Raw genomic sequence first — 18,306 nt, forward strand, 5'->3', positions numbered from 1 at the left:
TCCGTTGGCTCCTGCGCCGCCGCAGGCCTGTCTGGGCTCGCGCCGCAACTTGCCCGGAACCCTGTCATGCCCCGACCCGCCATCAGCTGCCACGACTACGGCCACCTGCCCGACGGCCGAACCGTCCATCAGTACACGCTGGACAATGGCGCCGGCCTGCGCCTGAGCGCCATCAACTACGGCGGCATCGTCACCGCGCTGGAGATTCCCGATTCACAAGGCCGCAGCGCCAATGTGGTGCTCGGTTTCAGTGCGCTGCACGATTATGTGGAGCGCAACCCGCATTTCGGCATCATCGTCGGGCGCTATGCCAACCGCATCGCCGGCGCTCGACTGGAACTGGACGGCCGGAGCTACGCGCTCGATGCCAACGACGGCCCCCACTGCCTGCACGGTGGCGCACAAGGCTTCGGCCGCCAGCTTTGGGAGGCCGAGATCGAGGGCCAGGATCTGCTGCTGCGCCTGGACAGCGCGGACGGCGACCAAGGCTTCCCCGGCCGCTTGCAGGTCCAGGTGCGCTACAGACTGGGCGATGACATGAGCTGGCGCATCGACTACGAAGCCCGCTGCGAACGGGCCACTGTGCTCAACCTCAGCCACCACGACTACTTCAACCTGGCCGGCAGCGGCACGGCCTTGCAGCACCAGCTGCAGATCCATGCCAGCCACTACACCGAGGCCGACGCGCGACGGATTCCGCTGGCGATTGCGCCGGTGCAGGGCACGCCCTTCGATTTCCGGCAGGCCCGCACGGTTGCCGAGCGCATGGGCGAGCCCCACCCCCAGCTGCTGCGCAGCCATGGCTATGACCACAACTGGCTGCTCGATGGGCCGCTGGATGCGGAGGGCCTGCGCCCTGTGGCGCGGCTGAGCGAGCCGGTCTCGGGCCGGGTGATGGAGATACGGAGCAGCGAACCAGCGCTGCAGTTCTACTCGGGCAACTTCCTCGACGGCAGCCTGCTGGGCAGCGGCGGCCAGCACTACCAGCGCGGCGACGGCCTGTGCCTGGAGACCCAGCACAGCCCCGACTCGCCCGCGCACCCCGACTGGCCCAGCACCGTGCTGCGCCCCGGCGAGGTCTACCGCAGCTGCACCGTGCATCGCTTTGCCCATCTCTCCGGGAGGGAGCAATGAGCGTAGCGCCGGCCTGGCTGCCGGCCGACGCGAGCGAACGCCAGGCCCTGCATGAAGAGTTGCACGCTCGCCCCCCGGCACGCATCCGCCTGCCGGCCTTGGTGGTCTATGTGGCGGTGCTGAACCAGGGCGTCAGCCGGGAGCAGGAATGGGCCCATCTGTGCCAGCTTCCGGGTCAGCAAGGCTTGAGCCCGAGCGCGCTGAACGCCAACTTCCTGCGCCTGCGCCTGCGGCCCCAGCCGGGCGGCCCGACCCTCAAATGGGAGCGCCACAACGAGTTCACGCGCTATTCCCTGCTGCAAGCCCTGCCGGCCGATGCCGGCCTGGGTGCGGCCGAGCCCGATCTGCTGCGCGAGCTGGCCTTGCCCTCACAGTGGCTGCAAGGCATCCCCGGCCGCACCATCGTCGCCCTGCAACTGGCCCTGGTGGCGTGCGAAATGGACTCGGCCGGCGGCCCCGCCGAGGCGCTGAAAGCCGCTCAGACCTGGTTCGGGCTGCAGCCCCTGGTGGCCTCGCTCTTGGGCAGCGGCCATTCCCTGGCCGTCACCGACTTTCACCTGCGGCCTTGCGGTTTTTCGCGCCTGCTGGTGCTCAGTGACCGCGCCGGCAGCGAGATGCGCGCCGGCCGCCTGGCCCAGCGCCTGCTGGAATTGGAGACCTACCGCATGATGGCCTTGCTGGGCCTGCCCGTGGCCAAGGCCTTGGCACCGCTGCTGTCCGATTGCGAGCAGGCACTGGCCGCCCTGACGGCCGACCTGCAGAACGGCGAGCGCGGCGCGGAGGCCGAGCAACTCGATGCCCTGATCGCACTGGCCGCGCGGGTCGAGCATGCAACCGCCGCACATGGTTACCGCTTTGCCGCCACCAAGGCCTATGACGGCCTGGTCAGCCAGCGCCTGCGCGAACTCGGTGAACGCAATCTACCCGGCACCCAGACGCTCGGGGGCTTTCTGCAGCGCCGCTTCTCACCGGCCGTGGCCACCGTGGACTCAAGTGCCCAGCGCCTCAATGCCTTGGCGCAGCGCATCGAGCGCTGCAGCGCCTTGCTGCGCACCCGAGTCAACATCACGGCGGAAGGCCAGCAGCAGCATCTGCTGCTGCAGCTGACGCGCGGCCAGGACCTGCAACTCAAGCTGCAAACCACGGTCGAGGGCCTGTCCATCGCCGCGATTTCCTATTACGTGATCAGCCTGCTCGGCTACGCCGCCAAGGCACTCAAGTCGGCCGGCCTGCCGCTCAACCTCGACATCACGACCGGCCTGCTGATCCCGCTGGTGCTGGCCGGCGTCTGGCACTTGAGCCGGCGCATCCACCACCGATTGATGCCCCGCGGCTGATGCACGGCGGCTCACAGCCGCTCAGTGCAGGCGGTACTGGTGGGCGTCTGCCAGGCCGCCCCGCACATTGAGGCCCTGGGTCTTCCAGCGCGCAATATGCGGCGCCAGACGTTTCACAAAGGCTTTGGGCTCCGACCTGGCCTGCTGGCGCCAGGCCACCTCGGCCACGGCCGCCAGACGCGGGTAAAGCATGAACTGCAGATACGCTTCGCTGCGCACGTTCTCGGTCCACAGCGGAGCCTCGATGCCCAGGACCCGCTGCCGCTGGGCCTCGCCCAGGCCTTCAGGCATGGGCTCCCAGGCCACGATCTTCTCGACCGACACCGGCCCGCCGGTATTGCCTTCCCAGGGTGCGCCCGGTTCACCCAGGCCGGCGGCGTAGTCCAGATACATGCGGTCCGAAGGCGACAGAATCACCGACTGGCCTTGATTCAGTGCGGTCAGCACCGCTTCCGGGTGGTCCATGCGCCACCACTGCACGACCATGCCCTCGCGCAAGCCGGCGGCGATCACCTCATCCCAAGCGATCGGCACCCGCTGGTGCTTCTGGATCAGCTGCACCATGCGGCGCGCGAACTCAGCCTCGACAAACTTCATCTGCGGCGCTTGGCCCGCAGGGGTCAGGTCTTGCGCCATGGCCAGGACCTCGGGCATCTGCGCCCAACGGGTCTTCTCCACCCAGACTTCATCGCCGCCAAAGTGGATGTAGCGCCCCGGGAAGAGCGCGGCCAGCTCGCCCAGCACGGTGTCGATGAAACGGTAGGTCTCCGGCTTGGCGGGATTGAAGGTCACGAGGCCGTCGAAATACTCCGGGTAGGCACGCGCCGCCGCGCCGCTGTGGCCGGGCATGTCGATCTCGGGAACCACCTCGATATAGCGCTCGGCGGCGTAGCTGACGATGCTGCGGATGTCGTCAGCGCTGTAGAACTGCGCCGGCGCATCGGGGCGCGAATGATCGCCGCGCCCGCCCACTGTGCTCAGCTTGGGCAAGGCCTTGATGGCCAAACGCCAGCCCTGGTCGTCACTGAGGTGCAGATGCAGGCGGTTGAGCTTGTAGAGGGCCATTTGATCAATGACGCCTTTGACGCGCTTCACATCATGGAAGTGACGCGCCACGTCCAGCATGATGCCGCGCCACTCAAAGCGCGGGGCGTCGCTGATGTCTGCGGCCGGCAGCTCGAAACGGCCTTCGCTGAGCGTCCGCTTGGCCTCTTGAGGCAAGAGCTGCAGCAGGGTCTGCGTGGCGTAGAACGCGCCGCTGGCTTCAGCGGCCTGGATGAGGATTTCATCGCCGCCAATTTTCAGGCGGTAAGCACCGCTGACTTTGCTGTCCAGGCTCTGCTGTTCGAAGCGGATGCGTCTTGCGCCCGTTGCCAGCGCGGCCTCGGCTGGCAACCGCGGCAAACCCAGGCCTTGAGCCAAGCTGCGGGCAGGAGCACTGAAGACTTCGGAGCTTTGCACCAAGACCTGGGCATTCAGGACGAAAGGCGCTTGCTCCACCTGAAGCGTCAGCGCTTGGGGTTGGGGCACCAGAGCGCTCAGTGGAATCGGCACCGGCTGCATCGCCGCCTTGGCTGGGGTCGCGACGGCCTGGGCCGCCTCGGCTGGCGCCAGCACGCCGAGCCCAAGCGGCAAAGCAAAGAACCAGGAGCTGAACGCCAGGGCGCAAAACATGGCGCGGGGTGCCGAGAATATCGAATCAAAAGGCATAGCGAGCCTGCTCCGTCAGACGCGGCCAGCGGTCGGTGCGGAAGGGCATCGCCGGCAGACCCGCACGGTTGAACAAGTTGTTGTGCTGCGGGTTGTCCACCCAGCCAAAACGAACGGCCACCGGGTGTTCAAGGACCTCGCTGTGCACGCGCACCGTTTTTCCGACGATTCTGGCCTGGGCGGGCTGAAACCGGCCCGAGGCATCGGCAATGGTGAAGCCCTGCAGCGTGGCGCCCGTGCTCAGCAAGCCCGTCCCCGCATGATCAAAGCGCAACGCCAACTCGCGGCCGCGCCGCTTCATGCTGAGGTAGACCGGGCCTTGCGCTTGCCAGGCTGTTTTCTTTTTGCCGCCCTGCTGCAAGGCCAGGCCTGCCAGGCGTTCACCGACCACCTGCTTGTTGCGCGGGTGCAGATTGCCGTCATCGGCGACATCGCTGGTCACCACCAGGCCGGTGTGGGGCAGACGCAGGGCCTGGCTCTGGGCCTCACGCAACTCGGCCCAGGCGCTGCCGCCCAGGGTGTTGAGCGCCGCCGGGCTCTCCGCCGCGATCTGGACCAGATGGAAGGGGAATTCGCCCTGGCCCCAGCGGGCACGCAGATCGCTGATGAAGGCGGGAAGCAAGCGCTCGTACTGCGCCGCGCGGGCCACATTGCTTTCACCCTGGTACCAGAGCATGCCGCGCAGGCCAAAGCCCTGCACCGGGTGCAGCATGCCATTGAACAAAAGCGATGGCAGCTCGTTCGGGCCGGGCTCGGTTTTTTCGAGCAGAGATTCGACACGTGCCTGCCAGGAGCCGGCCAGGGTCAGGTCTTGCGCACCCTCTTGCGCACCCTCTTGCGCACCCTCTTGCATTCCCAAATGCAGGTGCAGCTGCTCGGGCGTGCCGTGGATGCCGCCGCCCATGCCCTCGTCCGTAACGCGCACGGCGATCACATTGGCGCCTGCGCGCAGGAGGCCTGAAGGTAAACGGTAGCGGCGCGGCCGATCCCAGCCACACTGGCCGCCCACAGGCTGGCCGTTGACAAAGGTCTCGTCGCAGTCGTCCACCTGGGCCAGATGCAGCACAGCCTCGGGCGCCGCAGCCTGGGCCGGGGTCAGGTGCAAGGTCTTGCGATACCAAAGCTTACCGTCCAGGTTCTCCAGACCCTGGGTTTCCCAGATGCCGGGGGCTTGCAGACTCGACCAGGCACTGTCGTCCAAGTCAGGATTGGCCCAGCTTTCGGCCTCCACGGCACCGGCCGGGCCTGTGCCCTGCCAGGCCTTCACCCGGCTCAGCATGCGGGCCTCCTGCTGGGCCACGAAGTCACGCTCTGAAGTGGGCAGAGGCGCTTCCAATAGCGGCGCGATATCGGCCAAGGTCTTCAAGGCCGCAGGGCTCATCCAGGCTTCGATCTGAGTGCCGCCCCAAGATACATTAAGCAGCCCTACCGGCACGCCCAGTTCACGGCGCAGGCGCTTGGCAAAGTGGTAAGCCACGGCGCTGAACTCGGCCGCATGGGCGGCAGTGGCGGGCTGCCAGGCCGCGGGGGCGATGTCGTCCTGCGGCTGCAGGGCGGCGCGGTGAGCGACTTTGATGTGGCGTATGCCATCGTCGCGCGCGGCGGCGGCCTCGGCCGGGCCGTCCAGCGAATCACGCAAGGCCCATTCCATATTCGACTGGCCCGAGCACAGCCAGACCTCGCCCACCAGCACATCGCCCAGCACCAAGGCCTTGGCGCTGCGGCTGCCGCTGACCCTCAGGGTGTGCGGCCCGCCGGCCGCCTCGGCCTTGAGGCGCACGCGCCACCGTCCCTCAGCGTCGGCCTGCACGGTCTGGCTTTGACCATGAAACTGCAGCTGCACGGTTTCGCCCGGCTCGGCCCAACCCCAGACGGGGATGGGCGCCTCGCGTTGCAAGACCATATGTTCGCCGAACACGCCATGCAGGCGGACTTCGGCGTGTGCTGCGAGGGGCAAGCTGGCCAGGAAGGCCAAGAGCAGTCCGCGCCAGCACCCCCTCATGGCTGGCCCGCCCAGGTGAAGGTGACCACGCTGTGCTTGGGCAAGGTGTAGGCAAATCGGCGGGCGCCGCTGCCGACCGTGAAGCGGCGGTTGTGTGCCTCGCCATTGCTGACGATCAGGGCGATCGAGCCATCATCGGCATTGCGAAACGCCACCGTGTCCATACCGCCAACCTGGGCCGGCGAAGCAATGCGCTGGGCGCCGCGACGCACGAACTTGCTGGCATGGCCCAAGGCGTAATACTCGATATTTCGGGTGACGGCGCCGGTCTTGGAATTGATGGTGACCACGCCACGGCAGTCCTTGCAACCGCCCAGATGGGGCCCGTAGTTTTCATCGAGGGCCAGGTTCCACATCAGCACGCCCTTGGCCCAGCCGCGGGTGCTGCCGATGACCAGATTCTTCATCATCCAGGGCAGGGTCTTGTGCCACTCGGGCGCCCACTCCCCGCCCGAGCATTCGGTGAACCAGGTGTCTTTGTCGGGGTGGGCCTCATGGACCACGGTCTGGGCCTGCACATCGCCGGCATAGCAATGCCAGCCCACGCCCGACACATAGCGCCGCGCCACAGGATCGGCCAGCACGGCCAGCGGCGATTTGACTTCATCCCAGTTGTGGTCCCATTCGATCAGCTGGGTCTTCATGCCACGCTGAGCCAGCAAGGGGCCCAGATGCTGGCCGACCAAGGCTGCACGCTCGGCCGGGTCCACGCGCATGCCGGGGTAGTCGTCCGGCTCGTGGTGTGGCTCGTTCTGGACCGTCAGCGCGAAGATGGGCACGCCTTCGGCCGCGAAAGCGTCGACATAACGGACCAGGTATTCGGAGAACACGCCGTACATTTCGGGTTTCAGGCGGCCCTTGATCAGGCTGTCGGTCTGTTTCATCCAGCCCGGGGCGCTCCAGGGCGAGGCCATCAACTGCAACTGCGGGTTGACGGCCAGCGCTGCCTTGACCACCGGCAGCACATCGGCGCGATTGGGCTCGATGGAGAAGCCCGCCAAGCTCATATCGGTCTGGCCGGGAGGCAGGTCGAGATAACTGTAGTGGCTGCGTGAAAAGTCCGAGCCGCCTATGGTCAGCCGGCTGAGGTCGAAGCCGATACCGCCCTGGCCCCGGCCAAACAGCTCGGCCAACAAAGCGCGGCGCTGTGGCTCGCTCATGCGCTGCTGGATCAGCCAGGCCGAGGCATCGCTGATGGCGGCGCCAAAGCCCTCCATGGTCTGGAAGCGCTGGCCGGCATCGACTTCGATGTGCAGGGGCAAGGCCTTTTGCCCCGCTTTGAAGTGGCTGTCGGGCTCACGAGCCAGCAGACGGGTGCGGTCGGCACGCGTTTGCCAGGACGATGCGGTGTCGGCCGCATGGACCGCTCCGATGCTGGCCCATGCCGCCCACAAAAGCGCGCAAGGGGCGAGTCGATGGCGAAGAATGTTGAAGGTCATGAAAAGCAATCCGACAGAAAAGGTGGAGGTTCAATCCAGCCGCACGCGCAGCAGCAGCGGGTGGTGATCGGAAGGGAAGCGGCCGGACAGCGAATCGCTGAGCACGCCGTACTTGAGCACCGAGATGCCGGCGCTGACGAAGACGTAGTCGATGCGCGCCTTCATCTCGGCATCGATCTTGAAAGCATTGAAGGTGCCCACCGGGCCGTAGGGCGGGCTCTGGCTGACGAGGTAGGCGTCGCGCAGCGCGGCCTGCATGCGCTGGATCTGCTCGGTCTCGGGCGTGGAGTTGAAGTCGCCGAGGCAGAACACCGGCGCCGTGCCCGCGATCTCCTTGACCTTGCGCAGCAGCAGCTGGGCCGACTCTTTGCGCGCCAGCTCGCCCTCGTGGTCGAAGTGCACCGAGAAGACAAAAAAGCGGCGCTGACTTTCACGGTCGCACAGCTGCACCCAGCTGGCCAGGCGATTGCAGCAGCGTGCGTCCCAGCCCTTGGACGGCACCTCAGGTGTCTGGCTGAGCCAGAAGTCGCCCTGACTCAGCACCTCGAAGCGGGCTTTGCGAAAGAAGATGGCCGAGTGCTCGCCGGCCCGCTTGCCGTCGTCGCGGCCCACGCCGACATGGGCAAACTCGTCCATGCGGGCCAGCTCGTCGATCTGTTCGGGCAGGCCTTCCTGGGTGCCGAAGACATCGAACTCATGGTAGCGGATCAAGGCCTTGACGGCTTCGGCACGCTTGGGCCAGGCGTTAGGGCCATCAGAGGCCAGATTCAGGCGCAGGTTGTAGCTGGCGATGTGGAAGCTGGGGCCGGGCCCGGCCGCTGCACTCATATTGCAGGCCAGCAGGCCCACCATGGCAAGAACTGCCAACATCCATCTCATACGCTGCTCCCTGGCCTGGCGGCCTGACAATGTTCGGCGATATAGGCGGCCTGGGTGGGCATGGCCTGCACGCAGCGGGCGATCACCTGCTTCACATGCGCCATCAGCTCCAGGGCTTCGGCCTTGGGCGTTTGCTCGGCCAGCGGGTGGTAGCCCTGCGGCCGTAGGCCTTGGCCGTTCATGACCTGCAACCAGCTGAGTTCGGCAAACAGCTCATCGCCCTCGCGGACGATGCGGCCGTTGCTGCGGTAGAGGTCCATCTTGTGCTGCAGCGTGGCCGGCACCGCCATCTGGCGGCAGTGGTCCCAAAACGGAGAATCGTCCCGCGCCGTGGCCTTGTAGTGCAGGATGATGAAGTCGCGGATGCGCTCGTATTCGAACTGGGTCTGGCGGTTGTACTCGGCCCGGTCGGCCGCATCGAAACCACGGTGCGGAAACAGGCTGATCAGTCGCGCCAGCGCCGTCTGGATCAGGTGGATGCTGGTCGACTCCAGGGGTTCCAGAAAGCCGCCGGACAGGCCAATCGCCACGCAGTTCAGGTGCCAGGCCTGCTCACGCCGGCCCGGCTGGAAATGGATCAGCCTAGGCTCGGCCAGGGGTTTGCCGTCGAGATGCTGCAGCAGCAGGTCCTGCGCTTGCGCGTCGGTGGTGAAGGTGCTGGCGTAAACATGGCCGTTGCCAACGCGATGCTGCAGCGGAATGCGCCACTGCCAGCCGGCATCGTGCGCCGTGGCCCGGGTCATGGGCAGCAGCGGCCCGGCCGATTCACTGGGCACGGCGACCGCCCGGTCACAAGGCAGCCAATGCGACCAGTCCTCATAGCCGACCTTCAAGGTCTGGGCCATCAGCAGGGCCCGCATGCCGGTGCAGTCGAGGAAGAAGTCGCCTTCGATCCGTTCGCCGCTGTCCAGCAGCAAGGCGCTGAGATGGCCCTGCGAGCCGTCCCGCTGCACCTCGACCACCCTCCCCTCGGTTCGGATCACGCCGCGCTGCTCGGCCAGGCGACGCAGGAAGCGGGCATAGAGCGCGGCGTCAAACTGATAGGCGCTGGCAATGTCTGCCAAGGGCGAGCCGGCCATCTCGGGCCGGGCGCGCATGAACTTGGCCTGGCGGGGTGCTGCGGTGTTGATCGAGTAGTCGCCCAACTCGCTCACCAGGCCTTCGCGGCGCAGGCGCAGCCATTGCTGGTAGAAGCCGACCCGACCGAAGTCCTGGCCGAAGCTGCCGAAGCCATGGATGTAGCGCTCGCCCAAAGCCCCCCAGTTGACGAATTCGATGCCGAGCTTGAAGGTGCCTTGCGTGGCGCGGATGAACTCGTTCTCATCGATGCCCAGGGCGGCATTGAAATTCTTGATGTTCGGGATGGTGGCTTCGCCGACGCCGATGCTGCCAATCTCCTCCGATTCGACCAGATGAATCTGGCAGTCCGCCGGCAGCAGCGTGGACAGCGCCGCAGCGCTCATCCAACCCGCCGTGCCGCCGCCCGCAATGACGATGCGGCGCAAGGTGTGTACGCTCATGGGAACAGCTCCGCCAGACCTGGCATGAGAAGTGTAAAAAAAAGGGGCTGGAGAACGCGACGCCTCAGAGCCGCTGTTCGCTGCGCTGATCGAACAGGGAAGCGCGTGCCAGGTCCAGGTCGAAGCCCAGCTCCTGATCGGGCTGCAGCTGCACATGGTCTTCGACGATGGCCGCCAGCAGTTGGCTGCCCGACTTGAGCCAGACCACCTGGTGGTTGCCCATGGGCTCGATCAGATGCACCGAGCCCAGCCATGCGCCACCTGGATCAAGGCGCACATGCTCGGGCCGTATGCCCAGCAGCACCTCCTGCTGATGCTGCGGGGGCTGCTGAAAGGGATAGTTCGTCAAGTCGACGTTCAAGCCACCGGCCAGGGACAGACCGCCGCTGGCATGGCGCAACAGCTTGCCGGCCACGAAATTCATGCCCGGTGCGCCCAGAAAGCCGGCGACAAACAAATTGGCGGGGCGCTCATAGACCTCGGTCGGCGCGCCGATCTGCTGGATCACCCCAGCGCGCATCACCACAATGCGGCTGGCCAGGGTCATGGCCTCGACCTGGTCATGGGTGACGTAGATCATGGTCGAGCCGAGCGTCTTGTGCAGCAGCTTCAACTCGCGGCGCAGTTCGCCGCGCAGCTTGGCATCCAAATTGGACAAGGGCTCGTCGAACAGCAACACCGCGGCCTCGCGCACCAGGGCACGGCCGATGGCCACGCGCTGGCGCTGGCCGCCCGACAGCTGCGCTGGCTTGCGCTGCAGCAAGGCCTCCAGCTGCAACATCGCCGCCACCCGCTGCACGCGGCGCTGCACCTCGTCCTTGGGGCAGCCGCCGACGCGCAGGCCGAAGGACATATTCTTCTCCACCGTCATGGTCGGGTAGAGGGCATAGGACTGGAACACCATGCCGATGCCGCGCTCGCTGGGGTCGGCGAAGGTCATGTCCTGACCGCCAATTTCCACGGTGCCTTCGGCGATGCTCTCGAACTCCGTCAGCCCGGCAATGCTGTGCAGCAAGGTGGACTTGCCGCAACCCGAGGGGCCGAGCAAGACCAGGAACTCGCCCTCATGAATTTCCAGATTCAGGCCCTTGATGACCTCGTTGCCGTCGAAGCGAATGCACAGCTCGCGGATGCTGACACCACTCTTGGGCTGTGGGCTCGTCGTTGTCATCATTGTTCTCTCAATCAACCTTTGACCGCGCCGGCCGCAATGCCGCGCACAAACCAGCGTCCGGAGACGAAATAGACCAGCAGCGGCACCATGGAGGTGAGGATGGTGGCTGCCATGTTCACGTTGTAAAGCCGCTCACCCGTGGTGGTGTTGATGACGTTGTTCAGCTGCACCGTCATCGGCAGATGCTCGCGGCCGGCGAAGACCAGGCCGAGGATGTAGTCGTTCCAGACCCCGGTCACCTGCATGATGGCCGCGACCACGATGATGGGCGTGGACATGGGCAGCATCAGCTGGACAAAGATGCGCCAGAAGCCGCCTCCGTCGATGCGCGCCGCCTTGAACAACTCCTGCGGAATGGCGCTGTAGTAGTTACGGAACAGCAAGGTCATCACCGGCATGCTGAAGATCAGGTGCACGGCCACGATGCCGGGCAGCGAGCTGTAGAGGCCCACGGCCGCCATCACCTTGACCAGCGGGTAAATCATCACCTGCACGGGAATGAAGGCGCCCAGCATCAGGATGCCGAACAGCACATTGGCGCCGCGTGGCCGCCAGAAACTCAGCGCGTAGCCGTTCAAGGCGCCGATCAAGACCGGCAGGATGGTGCTGGGCACGACGATGGCGACCGAGTTCCAGAAACCGGCGCTGATGCCCTCGCAGGACACCCCCGTGCAGACCTCGCTCCAGGCCGCACGCCAGGGCTCCAGCGTGGCCGCCATGGGCAGGGCGAAAAGCTGGCCCAGGCGGATCTCCTCCATGGTCTTGAAGGAGGTGACCAGCATGATGTAGAGCGGGGCCAGGAAGAACAGGGCCGCGGTCAACAAGAAGGCATAGATACCCCAGCGGGCCGGATTGAAGCGCCCCCGCGCCTGGGCGCGACGGGCCGCTTGGGCTTTCATTGCAATGGCTGCGTGGCTCATGCGCCCCTCCCCTTAATCGGCTTGCTCATCGCCTTGCGGCTCCGGGCGTAGAAAAACGGGGCCACCAGGGCCAGCACGGTCAGCAGCAGCACGATGGCGCCGGCCGAAGCCAGGGCCACATTGGCGCGGCCGAAGAGGTGGTCCATGATGAATTTGGCCGGCACATCGCTGGCCGTGCCGGGCCCGCCCTGGGTCATGGCCGCCACGGCATCGAACACCTTGACCGCCGCAGTGAAAAGCAGCACGAAAACGGTGGCGAACGAAGCGCCGAGCATGGGCAGGACGATGGACAGGTAGACACGCCAGGGCTTGATGCCGTCGATGCGGGCGGCCTTCCAGATGTCCTCATCGATGCCGCGCAGGCCGGCCAGCAGCAGCGCCATCACCAGGCCCGAGGCTTGCCAGACCGAGGCAATCACCACGGTGTAGATGACCTTGTCCTGGTCGATGATCCAGTCGAATGTGAAGTTCTCGAAGCCCATCTGCCGGACGGCCTGCTGGATGCCGTCGCTCGGGTTCAGCACCCATTGCCAGACCAGACCGGTGGCCACGAAGGACATGGCGTAGGGATAAAGAAAGATGGTGCGCAAGAGCCCTTCGCCGCGCACCTTCTGGTCGATGAACACGGCCAGCAAGAAGCCGATCACCATGCAAGCCCCGATGAAGAGCAGACCGTAAACGGCCAGGTTCTCGAGCGAGAGCAGCCAGCGCTCGTTACCGAACAGGCGCTCGTACTGGGCCAGGCCGACGAAGTCGTCCTTGGGGAAGGTGCGAGAGCTGCTGAGCGAAACGCGCAGGCTCCACAGCACGGCACCGAGGTAGCCCAGCAGCACCGTCAGCGCCATGGGCAGCAAGGCCGCCCAGGGTGTGAGCCTGCGGAAGATTGAAAGCCGTGGTTTGCTCGACATCAGTGGCTGGCCATCAGTTGCTGTTGAGCGCAGAGATCAGGTCTTTCTGCACTTTCTCGACCGGGATGTTGCGGTTCCAGTAAGCAGTAACGATGTCCTGCATGGCGCCGTTTTGATCCGGCGTCAGGTAGACCTCGCCATTGCCCAGGTGCCGCGACTTGTCCTTCATGATGGCCACGCCCTGCTGGCCGCAGACATCGAGCTGGCTGGCATCGACATCGCTGCGCGCCGGGATGGAGCCCTTCTTGATGCTGAAGGCAATCTGCGTGGCCGGTGAGGTGGCCACGGTGGCCAGCAGCTTCTGCGCCTTGATGGCCTCGGGCTGGTTGGTCTTGGGGAAGACCAAGACATCACCCTGGATGATGTAGGGCGAGTTGGGGCCGAAGCCGGCGATGCAGCCGTAGTCGCGCCCGGCTTCCTGCTTGGCCAGGGCGAACTCGCCCTTGGCCCAATCGCCCATGAACTGCACACCGGCCTTGCCATTGATCAGCAAGGCGGTGGCATCGTTCCAGTTCCGGCCCGGAGAGCCCTTGTCCACATAGCTCTGCAAGCGTTTGAAGCTCAGCAGCACGTTCTTGAACTCGGGTGACATGATGGCCTTGGGGTCGCGGTCGCGCATCACCTTGAGGTAGAGCTCGCGGCCGCCGACGTTGCTGAGCACGGCGGCGAACACCGTGTTGTCTTGCCAAGGCTGGCCGCCATGGGCCAGGCCGATCAGGCCCGCGGCCTTGAGCTTGTCGAGCGCGGCAAAGAGCTCGTCCATGGTCTTGGGCTCAGCCGCGATGCCAGCCTTCTTGAAGGCGGCCTTGGAGGTCCAGATCCAGGCCGGCATGTGGATGTTGACCGGCGCGGCATAGAAATGGCCCTTGACCTTGATGACCTTGAGCACCGTCTCGGGCAGGACCTGCTCCCATTTGCCGGCGGCGGCGGCCTCGTCGATATTGTTCAGCAAGCCCTGGTCCACCACATCGAGGAATTGCTTGGAGGTGTTGAACTGGGCGGCGGTCGGCGGGTTGCCGCCGATGATGCGGTTGATCGCCACCGAGCGTGCCTGCTCGCCCAAGGCCACGGCCGTGTCCTTCCAGGCGCCACCGGCGGCGCTATAGGCGTCGGCCAGGGCCTTGACGGCGGCCGACTCGCCGCCCGAGGTCCACCAGTGGATGACTTCAGCCTTCAGCGGTGCTGCAGCGGGAGTGGCAGCCGGCTTGGTCTGCGCCTGGGCCGCTGAGGCAGCGCCAGTTGCGGCGAGCAAGAGGGCCAGCTTGCCCCAGACATGGTTCGCGTGTTTCATCGGTCCGCCTCTCCAGGCTGCAGGAACTGGGCATACCACTGGCCGCTGGCCTTCAGGGTACGTTGCTGGGTTTCAAAGTCGACGTAGCTCAAACCGAAGCGGCGCAGATAGCCCTCGGCCCATTCAAAGTTGTCGAGCAAGCTCCAGGCGAAATAGCCTTTCAAGGGCACGCCGGCCGCCATGGCGCGCTCGGCGGCGGCCAGATGGCGCTGCAGATAGCTGCGGCGCTGCACATCCTCGACACGGCCATCGGGCAGCATCTCGTCCTCGAAGGTCGAACCGTTCTCGGTCAGGTAGACGCAGGACGGCGCGTAGTCGCGCTGGATGCGGGTCAGCAGGGTGACCATGCCTTCCGGGTCCACCTCCCAGCCAAACGCCGTGCGCTCCACATCAGGCGTCTCGACCACGCGGGTGGCGATGGGCGCCACGCCCGGGGCGTTTGCTATCCGCTCAGGGAAGTAGTAATTGACGCCCAGGAAATCGGTGGGCGTGGCAATCTCGCGCAGGTCATGGCTGAGCAGCTGCGGCGCATCAGAACCCAGCAAGGCCAGCACATCCTCGGGGTAGCCGCGGCCGTGCAGGGGGTCCAGGAACCAGCGGTTGCGCAGGCCGTCGTGGCGGATCGCGGCGGCGGCATCCTCGGCACTGTCGCTGGCCGGCGAGATCGGGTGCAGGCTCAGGGTGATGCCCACGTTCGCATCGGGCACCAGGCGCTTGATCAGGGGCACAGCGCGGCCGTGCGAGAGCAGCAGGTGGTGGCAGACCAGCAAGGCGGTCTTGTGGTCCTTCAGCCCCGGCGCATGGTTGCCCTCGAAGTTGCCGAGGAAGGCGGTGCAATAGGGCTCGTTGTGGGTGATCCAGTGCTTGACCCGGTCACCCAGGCGGCGCGCGACCAGCTCCGTGTACTCGAGGAAGGCATCCACCGTGGCCCGGTTGGCCCAGCCGCCCTGCTCTTGCAAGGCCTGAGGCAGATCCCAGTGGTAGAGCGTGGCCCAGGGCTGCAGGCCGCGCTCCAGCATGCCGTCGACCAGGCGGGAATAGAAATCCAAACCCTTTTCATTGACGGCACCCCGACCTTGCGGCAGCAGGCGCGGCCAGGCGATGGAGAAGCGGTAGGCATTGACGCCCAGTTGCTTCGCCATGTCGAGATCTTCGGGCCAGCGGTGGTAGTGGTCGCAGGCCACGGCGCCACTGCTGCCGTCGCGGATGCGGCCGGCTTCGCTGCAGAAGCGGTCCCAGATGGATTCGCCGCGGCCGTCTTCATGCACCGCGCCCTCGATCTGGTAGGACGAGGTGGAGCAGCCCCAGCGGAAGTCAGGCGGGAAATCGCGGCGCAAGACAGTGCCGCTGGAGGAGTTGTCGTTCTTGGAAGTCATGTTCAGGGGACGGGAGAAAATTGGGCGCAGTTCAGCGCATCGGGCTCTTGGGCGGCGCCGGCCCGGACGCGGATGTTGGCGAAGGCGGCGGCGAACGGTGCATCGGCCGTCAGGCTGAAGGGCGAGCCGATGCGGCTCAGATCCGCACCTTGGGCGGCGAAGCAGGCGAGCGGGATCTTCAGGCTGTGGCGCTGACCGTTAGGCAAAGCGCTGAGCACACGCTGCAAGTCCAGCGTGCCGCCGCAGCCCGGGCCGCATTCCATGCGCAGGCGCACCGGTCCTTGCGGCGCCTGCTCGGGCAGCAGGTCAAACACCAGGGCGGGTGCGGGATAGACGGTCAAGTCCGCCTGCTGGTTGGAGCCGATGTGGAAGGTGGCCGGCCCCATCCAGACCAGGCGCTTGGCGTCTTGCTGGGTGTTGATCTGGCTGGTCGAGACACGGACGGCGGGCCGATCGGCCGGGGCCTCCAGCACGGCATTGAGGTCGGAACCGAGGCCGCGGTTGGGCCAGGCGCCGCTGGGGCTGCCGACATGCATCTGGTACGGGCCCTGCCCCGTCTGGCGGAAGATCAACAGCTCTTTGGAGACATCGCAGCCGCCGCTGCGTTCGCTGACCGGCAGCTGCCGCACGGCACCCGGCTTGGCATAGCTGAGGCCATAGCCCGGCTTGAACAAGGGTGGGCTCTTGGCGCTGACGCAAGGCGCCGAGGGCCAGGCAAAGGGCAGCTTGGCGCGGAAGTCCTGCGCCGGCTGACCGGCCGCGTTCTTGAACAAGAGATCGGCCACGCCCGCACCTTCGCTGCCCGGCAACCAGGCGGCGACGAAGGCATCGGACAGGTTGAGCAAGTCATTCGCGTAGACCGTGCGGCCACTCAGGAAGACGCTGATCACCGGCACACCGCGGCCGCTGACGGCGCGCAGCACGGCCAGATCTTCCGGGTAGCGCCGGCTGTGCTGCAGGGTGCTGGAGGGCGAGATGTCGCCCACCCCTTCGGCGTAGGGCGTCTCGCCGATGACGGCAATGACGGCATCGAACTGGCGCGGGTCCACACCGGCGCCATCGGCGCTGAAGCTCACATGCGCCGCACCGGCAAGCTCACGAATGCCCGACAAGATGGACTGAGAAGCCGGGAAGTCAGCGTTCTGCGTGTCCGTGCCCTGCCAGGTCATGCTCCAGCCGCCGGCCTGGTTGGCCAGGCTGTCGGCGCTCTTGCCGACCACCAGGATGCGCTTGCCCTGGGCCAGCGGCAGCGCGCCACGCTCGTTCTTCAGCAGCACCAGGGTCTGGCGCACGGCACGACGAGCCAGATCGCGGGCCAGCAAGGCCTCAGGTCTACCGGCCACCACGCTTTGGCGCGGCGAGGTCTCGAACAGGCCGGCGCGCAGCTTGACGCGCAGAATGCGCGTCACCGCATCGTCGATGCGCGACATCGGGATCTCACCGCGCTCGACCTGGGCTATGGTGTTCTGGATGAAGGCACGCCAGTCCTCGGGCACCATCACCATGTCGATGCCGGCCTTGATGGCCTGCGGGCAGCTGCTGTCTCGGCAACCGGGCACCTGGCTGATGCCGTTCCAGTCGGACACGACCAGGCCGTCAAAACCCATCTTCTGCTTCAAGGCCACGGTCAGCAGCTCATGGCTGCCGTGCATCTTGCCGTAGTCCTGGGCACCCGGCTTGGCAGCCACATCGGTCCAGCTGTGGAAGGAGGCCATGACCGTCTGCACACCGGTCGCCAAGGTGGCGTAGTAGCCCTGCCCGTGCACATTGATCATCTGCGAACGGCTGACCAGGCTGTGGCCCTGGTCGCGGCCGAACTCGGTGCTGCCGTCGCCGATGAAGTGCTTGGCCGTGGCCACCACCCGGCTGCTGTCGCCGAGCCGGCCTTGCAGACCGCGCACCGATGCGGCACCCAGGCGCGCCACCACCATGGGGTCGGCGGAGAAACTCTCATAGGTACGGCCCCAGCGCGCATCCTGTGCGACGGCCAAAGTCGGTGCGAACACCCACTGGATGCCGGTGGCGCGCACCGCGCGCGCCGTGGCCGCGCCGATCTCTTCCACCAAGGCCGCGTCACCGGCGGCGCCCAGGCCGATGTTGTGCGGGAACAAGGTGGCGCCGCGCACATTGCCATGGCCGTGCACGGCATCCGTGCCCCAGATGATGGGAATGGGCGTGCGCGCGCCGCTGCCCATCAAGGCCTCGTGGTAAGCCTGGGACAGCGCCACCCATTCGCCCACCGTCGCCTCGCGCTTGTTGCCCGGCCAGGCACCGCCACCATTGAGCACCGAGCCGATGTGATAACGGCCCGCCTCCTCGGGCGTGATGTACTTGATCTCGGGCTGCGTCATCTGCCCGACCTTCTCCGCCAAGCTCATGCCAGCGACGATGGACCGGATGCGCGCCTCCATGGCCGGGTCGGCGACGACCGCGCTTTTCACGGCGGGCCAGTCTTTCAGCAGGCGCGGCGCAGCCTCGGCCGGGCCGGTGGCGCAGAACAAGGCGGCCGCGCAAGCCAGGAGGCTTGGCACATGCCGACGGACAGGGGCTGGGGCTGGATGCATGGTTCTTTCCCTCAAAAGTCGCGTTCAGGTGCTCGTCTGGAGTATCCGGGCA

General features: G+C 66.2%; 13 protein-coding genes. 2 read left to right on the forward strand and 11 right to left on the reverse strand.

Annotated elements, in window-relative coordinates:
• Positions 1-66 precede the first annotated feature (66 nt).
• The gene (locus tag LNV23_RS13285; protein ID WP_263563409.1) at positions 67-1,134 is read left to right on the forward strand and encodes an aldose epimerase family protein; all 1,068 of its coding nucleotides are present in this window, start codon (positions 67-69) and stop codon (positions 1,132-1,134) included.
• Positions 1,131-2,471, forward strand: coding sequence for a DUF3422 family protein (locus LNV23_RS13290; RefSeq protein WP_263563410.1), 1,341 nt, complete (start codon positions 1,131-1,133; stop codon positions 2,469-2,471). The genes LNV23_RS13285 and LNV23_RS13290 overlap by 4 nt, the downstream gene beginning before the upstream one ends.
• A gap of 21 nt (positions 2,472-2,492) precedes the next feature.
• Here the strand turns inward: LNV23_RS13290 and LNV23_RS13295 are convergent, their stop codons facing one another.
• The 11 genes from LNV23_RS13295 to LNV23_RS13345 form a co-directional block, all read right to left on the reverse strand.
• Positions 2,493-4,145 carry a beta-N-acetylhexosaminidase gene (locus LNV23_RS13295; protein ID WP_263563411.1) on the reverse strand — a complete coding sequence of 551 codons (1,653 nt, stop codon included), beginning with the start codon at positions 4,143-4,145 and terminating at the stop codon, positions 2,493-2,495.
• A 25-nt stretch (positions 4,146-4,170) separates the two neighbouring features.
• Positions 4,171-6,183, reverse strand: a complete 2,013-nt coding sequence (locus LNV23_RS13300) for a sialate O-acetylesterase (protein WP_263563412.1) — start codon at positions 6,181-6,183, stop codon at positions 4,171-4,173.
• Positions 6,180-7,622, reverse strand: coding sequence for a glycoside hydrolase family 30 protein (locus LNV23_RS13305; RefSeq protein ID WP_263563413.1), 1,443 nt, complete (start codon positions 7,620-7,622; stop codon positions 6,180-6,182). Before LNV23_RS13305 ends, LNV23_RS13300 begins: the two co-directional genes overlap by 4 nt.
• 30 nt (positions 7,623-7,652) lie before the next feature.
• Positions 7,653-8,492, reverse strand: coding sequence for an endonuclease/exonuclease/phosphatase family protein (locus tag LNV23_RS13310; protein WP_263563414.1), 840 nt, complete (start codon positions 8,490-8,492; stop codon positions 7,653-7,655).
• A 5-nt stretch (positions 8,493-8,497) separates the two neighbouring features.
• Positions 8,498-10,021 carry a tryptophan halogenase family protein gene (locus LNV23_RS13315; RefSeq protein ID WP_263563415.1) on the reverse strand — a complete coding sequence of 508 codons (1,524 nt, stop codon included), beginning with the start codon at positions 10,019-10,021 and terminating at the stop codon, positions 8,498-8,500.
• A 64-nt stretch (positions 10,022-10,085) separates the two neighbouring features.
• Positions 10,086-11,195, reverse strand: a complete 1,110-nt coding sequence (locus tag LNV23_RS13320) for an ABC transporter ATP-binding protein (RefSeq protein WP_263563416.1) — start codon at positions 11,193-11,195, stop codon at positions 10,086-10,088.
• Positions 11,196-11,206: 11 nt separating this feature from the next.
• Positions 11,207-12,115, reverse strand: a complete 909-nt coding sequence (locus tag LNV23_RS13325; protein ID WP_411910578.1) for a carbohydrate ABC transporter permease — start codon at positions 12,113-12,115, stop codon at positions 11,207-11,209.
• Positions 12,112-13,023: a carbohydrate ABC transporter permease gene (locus LNV23_RS13330; protein WP_263563417.1), complete on the reverse strand. Its 912-nt coding sequence runs from the start codon at positions 13,021-13,023 to the stop codon at positions 12,112-12,114. Before LNV23_RS13330 ends, LNV23_RS13325 begins: the two co-directional genes overlap by 4 nt.
• Positions 13,024-13,036: 13 nt before the next feature.
• The gene (locus tag LNV23_RS13335) at positions 13,037-14,314 is read right to left on the reverse strand and encodes an ABC transporter substrate-binding protein (RefSeq protein WP_263563418.1); all 1,278 of its coding nucleotides are present in this window, start codon (positions 14,312-14,314) and stop codon (positions 13,037-13,039) included.
• Positions 14,311-15,690 (reverse strand): GH1 family beta-glucosidase, encoded by a 1,380-nt coding sequence (locus tag LNV23_RS13340; protein ID WP_263563419.1) that lies wholly within the window; start codon positions 15,688-15,690, stop codon positions 14,311-14,313. Before LNV23_RS13340 ends, LNV23_RS13335 begins: the two co-directional genes overlap by 4 nt.
• 2 nt (positions 15,691-15,692) lie before the next feature.
• Positions 15,693-18,254, reverse strand: a complete 2,562-nt coding sequence (locus LNV23_RS13345) for a glycoside hydrolase family 3 protein (RefSeq protein ID WP_263563420.1) — start codon at positions 18,252-18,254, stop codon at positions 15,693-15,695.
• Positions 18,255-18,306: the final 52 nt, after the last annotated feature.

Origin of the sequence: Kinneretia sp. DJ1R-11 (assembly GCF_025717595.1) — a bacterium.
GTDB lineage: Bacteria > Pseudomonadota > Gammaproteobacteria > Burkholderiales > Burkholderiaceae_C > Paucibacter_A.